Raw genomic sequence first — 6687 nt, forward strand, 5'->3', positions numbered from 1 at the left:
CTTGATGACGTGCTCGCGACCGGTGCGGGTCAGCAGGTCGGCCTCCGCGCGGGCCAGCTCGATGGTCGCCGGGAGGAGGTCGACGCCGTCCTCGGTCTCCAGGATGACCTCGGAGGGGTCGACGCCCTTCGTGAGCACGTGGTGCACCGAGATCTCGAGGTCCTCCGGGTCGATGCCCAGCGAGAAGGTCAGGCAGGCCTGCGGGTCGAGGTCGACGAGGAGCACCGAGTGGCCCATCTCGGCGAGCGCCGCTCCGATGGAGGCGACGGAGGTGGTCTTGGCGACGCCGCCCTTCTGGTTGGCGATCGCGAGGGTCACCGTGCGTGATCTGGTCATCGACGCCCATCATGCCCGACCCGGTTGCCCCCGACGAGACGACACCGTGATGCTGGGCCCATGAACTCCACCACTCCTCCCCCTCCGTCCGCCTCGCGCACGACCGCGCTCGTCACCGGGGCCACCGCCGGGATCGGGCTGGAGTTCGCCCGTCAGCTGGCCGGGCAGGGCCACGACCTGGTGCTGGTGGCGCGTGACGAGGCGCGCCTGGAGTCGGTGGCGGCCACGATCCGGACCGAGGAGGGCGTCGGTGTCGAGGTGCTGCGTGCCGACCTGGTGGACGCGGCCGACCTCGCGCGCGTCGAGGCGCGGGTGGCCGACCGGGAGCGCCCGATCGACCTGCTCGTCAACAACGCCGGCTTCGGCCTCAAGAAGCGCTTCCTCGACAACCCGGTCGAGGACGAGGTGGCGATGCTGCAGGTGCTGGTCACCGCGGTGCTCCGGCTCTCCCACGCGGCGCTGGGCGCGATGACCGAGCGCGGCCACGGCGGCATCATCAACGTCTCCTCGGTCGCGGCGTTCCTTCCCCGGGGCAGCTACTCGGCCGCGAAGGCGTGGGTGAACAGCTTCAGCGAGTGGGCGGCCCACGAGTACCGCGACGCCGGGGTGACGGTCACCGCGCTGTGCCCGGGCTTCACCAAGACCGAGTTCCACGAGCGGATGCAGGTGACGCGTGGCGACAGCTTCATGTGGCTGGACGCGTCGTTCCTCGTGGAGAAGGCCCTGGCCGACCACGCCAGGGGCCGCGTCTTCTCCGTGCCCGGCGCGCAGTACAAGGCCGTCGTCGCCCTCGCCCGGGCCGTGCCGACCGGGGTGCTGCAGCGCTTCCAGTCGATCGGACGCAGGTAGGCGGGTCCGTCAGGGCACCAGCAGCGCCGGCGTCGTCCGGCCGCTCGCGGACGCGGCGTCGCCGGCCCGCTGGAGGAGTCGCTCGAGCTGCTCGGGCGGCGTGGTGTTGCAGCCGAGGTCGTGGTCGACCTTCCCGAGGCCGTGGTGGTCGCTGGAGCCGGTGGCCACGAGGTCGAGGTCGTCGGCCAGGGCGCGGAGCGCCTCGCGCACGGGCGCCGGGTGGTCCTGGTGGTCGACCTCGATGCCGGCCAGGCCGAGACCGGCGAGGCGTTCGAGGTGCTCGGGGGTGAGCAGCCGGGACCGGCCCCACGGGTGGGCGACCACGCTGGCGCCCCCGGCACCGGCCACAAGGGCGATCGCCTCCTCGAGGGGGACGGCGTACCGGTCGACGTAGGCGGGCCGGCCGGGGTTGAGCCAGGTCGCGAAGGCCTCCTCGCGGCTGGCGACCATGCCCCGCGCGATCATGGCGTCGGCGACGTGCGGTCGCCCGGTCGCGGCGGCGTCGCCGGCCCGGCGGCGTACGTCGTCCTCGGTGAGGTCGATGCCGCAGGCCCGGAGCTTGGCGCAGATCGCCGGCACCCGGTCGTTGCGACCGTCGAGGATGTCACCCAGCGCCCGCGCCAGTGGCGGGTACGTCGGGTCGGGGAGGTAGGCCAACAGGTGCACGCTGCCGTGGCCCAGCCGGGTGCTGATCTCCATCCCGCGGACCAGGGTGATGCGCGCCTCGGCGGCCGCGCGCTCGGCCTCCGCCCAGCTCTCGGCGGTGTCGTGGTCGGTGATCGCGACGACGTCGAGACCGGCCTCGTGCGCTCGGCGGACCAGGACGGCCGGCGGGTCCGTGCCGTCGCTGACCGAGGAATGCGTGTGGAGGTCGATGCGCACCGGGTCAGTCTGGCACCGCGGTGGCGCCCGGCACGGATCGGCGACCGCTCACCAGCCGGGGTCGGGACCCCCGAACGGCACCTCCACGAGCGGCGGGCCGATCCGCGAGGCGTCGCGCAGGATCCACTCGTCACGCAGCAGCAGCATCGCCGAGGCCGGACGGATGAGCAGCCACAGCCAGCGTCCCGACTCCTCCCCGACCAGGATCGACCGGTCCAGCTCGACACCGGTGACGTCGACCGGGAGGGTGCTGGTCGACACCGACCACATCGGCACCGACACCTGCTCGACGCGGACCTTGGCCACCGGGGGGTCCGTCGCCAGCTCCCCCGGCGGGTCACCGTTCAGGCGCGCCACCCGGGCACCGACACCGGTGCCGGGCTCCTCGCTCACCACCAGGACGTCGACCGGCCCGTCGAGCGCCGTGGTGCCGGAGACCGCGGTCACGGTCGCGTGGGCGGCGCTCCCGTCCTCGGCGACCACGCCGAAACCGCTGACGTGCCACCCGGGACCGAGCGGCCAGGGCAGCAGGGTCGGGAAGTCCCCGGAGCGCGCGAGGTGGGCGACGAACGCGTCGTACGACGCCTCGACCGGGCGCCACAGCGGCGGCACCGGCCCGTGGTCCCGGCAGGTCCAGCCGACGCCGTCGCGGACGACGGGAAGCGGACAGCGGGGGCAGCCGGGGTCGAGCATTGCTCCACGGTGGCGCCGGTCGTGGGAGGCGTCAAGAGTTCCAGCGCAGCAGCACGGAGGACTCGCGCTCCCAGCCCAGCACCGACAGCGTCGAGGTGTCGAGGCGGAAGTGGCGACCGGCCTCGACGGGCAGGCCGAGCCAGCGGGCGGTGAGGGCCCGCAGCGCGTGTCCGTGGCCGAACACGAGCGTGCGCCCCCGGTGCTCGCGGGCGCGCGCGACCACCCGGTCGAGCCGGTCCGACACCTCCTCGGCCGTCTCGCCGGCGGGTGTCGGGTGCGTCCACACGCTCCAGCCCGGGACGGTCTCGCGGATGGTCGCGGTGGTGACGCCCTCGTAGTCGCCGTACGCCCACTCGACGAGGTCCTCGTCCACCTCGGCCCCGGGCCGGCCGACGAGCTCGGCGGTGGTGCGGGCACGCTGCCGCGGGCTGGTGAGGACGAGGTCGAAGTCGACCTCCGCCAGGCGGGGGGCCAGCTCGCGCGCGACCTCGACACCGTGCGTCGTGAGCGGCAGGTCTGTGGTGGAGGTGTGCCGCCCCGAGCGACTCCACTCCGTCTCGCCGTGGCGGACGATCCAGAGCTCCTGCGTCGAGGCGGTGTGCGCGTTCATGGGCCGAGTCTCGCACCCGGGCCGCCCAACCCGTGCCACCATGCGGCCATGACGTCTGTCGCCGTGCGGCGCGGCCGGGTGGCGGCGATGGCGGCCTTCGGCTGCCAGGGCTTCGTGTTCATCAGCACCACGACCCGGTTGCCGCTCTTCTCCGACCGGTGGGACCTGGACGAGCTCGGGCTCTCCGGCCTGCTGCTGATGGTGGTGCTGCTCGCCGGGGTCGGCTCCGTCGTGGCGGAGCGGCTGGCGGCGCGCCGCGACAGCGCGGTGCTGCTGCGCACCGGCTTCGCGGTGATGGCCCTCGCCCTGGTGCTGACCGTGGTCGAGGCGTGGCCGGTGTTCCTGCTGGGGCTCGCGCTGTACGGCGTCGCGCTGGGGCTCGTCGACGCCAGCACCAACATGCAGGCGGTGGCGATCGAGCACGCGCTCGGGCGTCCCGTCCTGCCTTCCATGCACGGTGCATGGACGTTCGGCGGGATCCTGGGCGCCGGCCTGACCTTGGTGACCCCGGGGGTCCCGGTGACCGCGCTGGGCGTGATCGGGCTGGTCCCGCTGCTGGCGATCACGCTGCCGTACCTGCGTCGCGTCGGGATCTCCACCGCCACCCACGACGTGGCGGTCCCGTGGCGACCGATCGTCATGGTCGGGCTGGCGATGGTGCTCTTCTACATGGTCGACACGGCGGCGGCGACCTGGGGACCGACGTACCTCGACCGGGCCTTCCCGACCCCGACGTCGCTCCTGGCGCTGGCGACCTTCCCCTACCTCGTGGCGTCGCTGGTGGCCCGGCTGGCCGGCGACGGACTCGTCCGCCGGCACGGCGCCGTCCGCCTCCTGCGCGCCGGGACCCTCGTGTCGTCGTTCGCGCTGCTGCTGGTGGTCACGGCACCGACGTGGCAGGTGGCGGTGGTGGGCTTCACGCTGCTCGGGCTGGGCGCGGCGGTGATCGCGCCGCTCTCCTTCTCCGCGGCCGCCCGGATCGCCGGCGACGGGGTCACCGACCCCGCGCTGCGGCAGGCTCGGGTCGACGTCGTGATCGGCCGGTTCAACCAGTTCAACTACGTCGGCGGCCTGCTCGGGGCGGTGCTCACCGGGGTCGTGGGCGCCGACAACCTGCGCATCGGCTTCGCCGTCCCGATGGTGCTGATCCTGCTGGTGTGGCCGCTGTCGCGGCACTTCGCCCTGCCCGGGCCGGCGGCGCCGGCTCAGGCAGGGACGAGCGCCCAGTAGTCGAGGTCGAGCAGCACGCCGTCGGCGTACTTCCCGTCGTCACCGCGGAGCGTCATCGACGCGTCCCGCCCACGCGTGGCGACGAGGCGCAGGCGCAGGGCACCGACGCCGGGCGCGCTCGTCCCGGCCGTGTCCAGGACCTCCGACCAGGCGTGGATCGTGTCGCCGGCGAAGGCCGGGGCGACGTGCGAGCCGGCATTGATCGCCGCGATCAGCTGGGCGTTGGCCAGTCCGTTGAAGGACAGCGCCCGCGCCAGGGAGATGACGTGGCCGCCGTAGACCAGGCGCTTCCCGTCCGGACGGGCGTCGGTGTTGAAGTGCACCTTGGCGGTGTTCTGCCAGAGCCGCGTCGCCATCATGTGCTCGGGATCGGTGAGGGTCACGCCGTCCACGTGGTCGATCCGCTCGCCGACCGCGTAGTCGGCGAGGCGGTGCGGCTCCCCCGCCGCCACGACGTCGTACGCCGTGAAGTCGAGGCCCTCCGGGATCACCAGGTCCGCCGGGGCCAGCGCGTCCTTGAGGTCGGGCACGACGGCCTCGGGAGCCGGGGCGTCGGCGTCGCGCTTGTGGACCATCACCCAGCGGCACCAGTCCAGGACGGTCTCGTCCCGCTGGTTGGTGGCCGTCGAGCGGACGTGGACGACGCCGGTGCGACCGTTGGAGTTCTGCTTGAGGCCGATGACCTCGGAGCGGGTGCGCAGGGTGTCGCCCGGCACGACCGGCCGGTGGAAGCGGCACTCGGCGTAGCCGAGGTTGGCCACCGCGTTGAGCGAGATGTCCGGGACGGTCTTGCCGAAGGCGACGTGGAAGGCGATGAGCTCCTCCACGGGCGCCGGGGTCAGGCCGCACGCGGCGGCGAACTCCGCGCTCGAGGCGATCGCGAACCGGCTGGGGTACAGCGCGCCGTACAGGGCCCGGTCGCCCTCGGTGATCGTCCGCGGCGTCGCGTGCTCGATCACCTGGCCGAGGGAGAAGTCCTCGAAGAAGTTGCCGGCGTTGGTCTTGCTCGCTGTCGTTCCCGCAGTCGTGCTCATGGCCCGTATCGTGCCGCACCCGCGCCCCGAGGGGCGCGGGTGCTCACGTGGTGCTCGTCACGACGGGTGACTCAGGTGCCCCCGCCGCCGGCCTTGCGGCGGTGCATCTTGGGTGACGCTCCACCCTCGACCTCGGCCCCGTGGGCCTTCTCCTGGACCGGGCCGTCCTGGTGGACGCCCTTCTCCTTGGTGTTCTTCTTGTCGAGCGCCTCGCGCATCTTGGCCTTGAGGTCTTCGTTCGTCATCCGTCCTCCTCTGGTCGGGCCCCTACCCTGCCAGCACGGTCCACGCGGGTCGAGGGGTTTGGCGGCGCGGCACCCGGTGTCCTCCAGTCAGGCGTCGTGGGCCACGGCCGTCGGTGCGGGATCGGGAGACCGCGGTAGGCACAGCGTGAACGTGCTTCCCGCGCCCGGGGTCGAGGTGACCTCGACGGTCCCCCCGTGGCGCTCGGCGACCGCCTTGACGATCGAGAGCCCCAGGCCCGTCCCCGGGACCGCTTCGCGCACGGCCCCCGGCGCCCGGTAGAAGCGGTCGAACAGGCGGCCCATGTCGGCGGTCTCGATGCCGATCCCCGTGTCGCTCACGCTGATCGTGACCGTCGCGCCGTCGTCGCGGACGTCGATGTCGACGCGGCCGCCCGCGGGCGTGAACTTCACGGCGTTCGACACCAGGTTCATGACCGCACGCTCCACCTGCTCGCCGTCGGCCTCCAGCTCGACCGGGTGGTCGGGCTCGTGCAGCTCGACGCGGACCCCGGAGCGGGTGCGGGTGACGTCCAGCGTGTGCAGGGCCAGCTCGACGACCTCGCGGACGTCGGTACGCCGCATCCGCAGCTCGAACGTGCCGCTCTCGACGCGCGAGAGCAGCAGCAGCTCCTCCAGCATCCCGAGCAGCCGGCGCGCGTTGCGGTCGGCGCGTTCGAGGGCCGCCCGCTGGGGGCTGGAGACCGAACCCGCCTCGTTGTCCAGGAGCAGCTCGAGGTTGCCGATCACGCTGGTCATCGGCGTGCGCAGCTCGTGACTGACCGCCGCCACGAACTCAGTCTTGGCCCGG

The 6687-nt window shown here is 73.3% G+C and carries 9 protein-coding genes; 2 read left to right on the forward strand and 7 right to left on the reverse strand.

The features are described 5' to 3' along the window. Positions 1–336, reverse strand: a 336-nt coding sequence (locus ACXJKL_RS11000; protein WP_457207088.1) for a ParA family protein, incomplete at its 3' end; no start/stop codon positions are given. 60 nt (positions 337–396) lie between these two features. Here ACXJKL_RS11000 and ACXJKL_RS11005 point away from each other — a divergent pair. Further along, complete coding sequence (locus tag ACXJKL_RS11005) at positions 397–1185, forward strand: SDR family NAD(P)-dependent oxidoreductase (RefSeq protein ID WP_457207089.1); 789 nt, start codon at positions 397–399, stop codon at positions 1183–1185. 9 nt (positions 1186–1194) lie between these two features. On the opposite strand, the gene ACXJKL_RS11010 is transcribed toward ACXJKL_RS11005, so the two are convergent. From ACXJKL_RS11010 to ACXJKL_RS11020, 3 genes are read right to left on the reverse strand one after another with little or no spacing between them, the layout of a single operon-like run. Next, a complete protein-coding gene (locus tag ACXJKL_RS11010; protein ID WP_457207090.1) occupies positions 1195–2067 on the reverse strand; it encodes a PHP domain-containing protein in 873 nt (290 codons plus the stop codon). A 48-nt stretch (positions 2068–2115) separates the two neighbouring features. After that, positions 2116–2760 carry a DUF6758 family protein gene (locus ACXJKL_RS11015; protein WP_457207091.1) on the reverse strand — a complete coding sequence of 215 codons (645 nt, stop codon included), beginning with the start codon at positions 2758–2760 and terminating at the stop codon, positions 2116–2118. Positions 2761–2791: 31 nt separating this feature from the next. Then, positions 2792–3370 carry a histidine phosphatase family protein gene (locus tag ACXJKL_RS11020; RefSeq protein WP_457207092.1) on the reverse strand — a complete coding sequence of 193 codons (579 nt, stop codon included), beginning with the start codon at positions 3368–3370 and terminating at the stop codon, positions 2792–2794. 48 nt (positions 3371–3418) lie between these two features. On the opposite strand from ACXJKL_RS11020, the gene ACXJKL_RS11025 reads away from it, so the two are divergent. Continuing rightward, positions 3419–4600, forward strand: coding sequence for an MFS transporter (locus tag ACXJKL_RS11025; protein WP_457207093.1), 1182 nt, complete (start codon positions 3419–3421; stop codon positions 4598–4600). Here the strand turns inward: ACXJKL_RS11025 and ACXJKL_RS11030 are convergent. From ACXJKL_RS11030 to ACXJKL_RS11040, 3 genes are all read right to left on the reverse strand, one after another. After that, on the reverse strand, positions 4576–5634 hold the full coding sequence (locus tag ACXJKL_RS11030; RefSeq protein ID WP_457207094.1) for a MaoC family dehydratase: 1059 nt from the start codon (positions 5632–5634) through the stop codon (positions 4576–4578). The two genes, ACXJKL_RS11025 and ACXJKL_RS11030, sit on opposite strands and share 25 nt — an antisense overlap. 71 nt (positions 5635–5705) lie before the next feature. Next, positions 5706–5879, reverse strand: coding sequence for a DUF5302 domain-containing protein (locus ACXJKL_RS11035; RefSeq protein ID WP_457207095.1), 174 nt, complete (start codon positions 5877–5879; stop codon positions 5706–5708). 87 nt (positions 5880–5966) lie between these two features. Next, on the reverse strand, positions 5967–6687 hold a 721-nt coding region (locus tag ACXJKL_RS11040), incomplete at its 5' end, for a sensor histidine kinase (protein WP_457207096.1).

This window comes from Nocardioides sp. P5_C9_2, assembly GCF_054049555.1.